General features: G+C 64.7%; 1 protein-coding gene. It reads left to right on the plus strand.

What is annotated here, in order from left to right; genetic code table 11:
- Window positions 1–61 precede the first annotated feature (61 nt).
- A protein-coding gene (locus ACFO3Q_RS16785; protein ID WP_087944427.1) for an IS3-like element ISStma5 family transposase occupies window positions 62–1,218 on the plus strand; the annotation gives its coding sequence in 2 pieces (ribosomal slippage) (window positions 62–302 and window positions 302–1,218; 1,158 coding nt in all).
- Window positions 1,219–1,223: the final 5 nt, after the last annotated feature.

The raw sequence follows: 1,223 nt of genomic DNA on the forward strand, positions 1-1,223 counted from the left end.
GGTTCACCCCCGTTTTCACGGACACTTACGAGAAGGCCGATCAAGGCCATGAGGAGTGTTCATGTCGAAGCGAAGGAAGTTCAGCACCGAGTTCAAGCGCGGTGCGGTTGAGCAGGCCAGCCAGCCGGGCGTCAGCTGTGCCCAGGTGGCCCGGGAGCTGGGGATCCGGGATGCATTGCTGACCCGCTGGAAGCGGGAGGCCCAGAGCCGGGGCCAGGTGGCCTTCGGTGGCACCGGGACGCCCCGGGACGAGGAACTGGCGCGGCTCAAGCGCGAGCTGGCCCGGGTGAAGAAGGAGCGGGATTTTTTGCGAGAAGCGGCGACGTTCTTTGCCAAGGGATCATCCTGAGGTATCAGGTGATCGAACGTTGCCGCGATGAGTTTCCAGTGCGACTGATGTGTCGTTGCCTGCGGGTCTCGGCCAGCGGTTACTACGACTGGAGTAAGCGCTTGCCCAGTGCCCGGGAGCGCGACAACCAGCGCTTGCTCGGCCGGATCCGTGAGTTGCATGAGGACAGCCGGGGCACATTGGGCGCCGGCCGGATGCATGAAGACCTTGCCGAGGAAGGCGAGACGGCGAGCCTGAACCGGGTGGCGCGTCTGATGGCGACCGATGGCCTGCAGGGTTGGCCGCGACCGAAGCGGCGAGGCCAGCGCGGCAAGCCGGCGCTGACGCCGCCGGGTGTGCGCAACCTGCTGGAGCGGGACTTCACCGCGTTGGAGCCGGAGACCAGGTGGGTCACCGACATCACCGAGCTCAAGACCCGGCAAGGCAAGCTGTATCTGTGCATCGTGCTGGACCTGTTTGACCAGCGGGTGGTGGGGTGGTCAATGCATCATCGTCAGGATCGTCAGATGGTGATCAGGGCCGTGCAGATGGCGGTCTGGCAGCGCCAAGGCAGCCATCCGCTGATCCTGCACTCCGACCGTGGCAGCCAGTTCCGAAGCGGCGACTACCAGCGTTACCTGGCGGCCAACGGCTTGGTGTGCTCGATGAGCGCGGTGGGCCACTGCGGTGACAACGCCGCGTGCGAAGGCTTCTTCGGCCTGCTCAAGCGCGAGCGGGTCTACCGCATGACCTACCCAACGCTCGATGCCGCGAGGGCGGATGTGTTCGAATACATCGAGCGGTTCCACAACCCGAGGATGCGACGAAGGGTCGCCAGGCAAGACCAGAAGTTCTCAGCCCTTTTACAACCGTCCGTGATTTCGGGGTAGAACCC

The sequence above is a fragment of the Coralloluteibacterium thermophilum genome, from assembly GCF_042654365.1.
GTDB classification, from domain to species: domain Bacteria; phylum Pseudomonadota; class Gammaproteobacteria; order Xanthomonadales; family Xanthomonadaceae; genus Coralloluteibacterium; species Coralloluteibacterium thermophilum.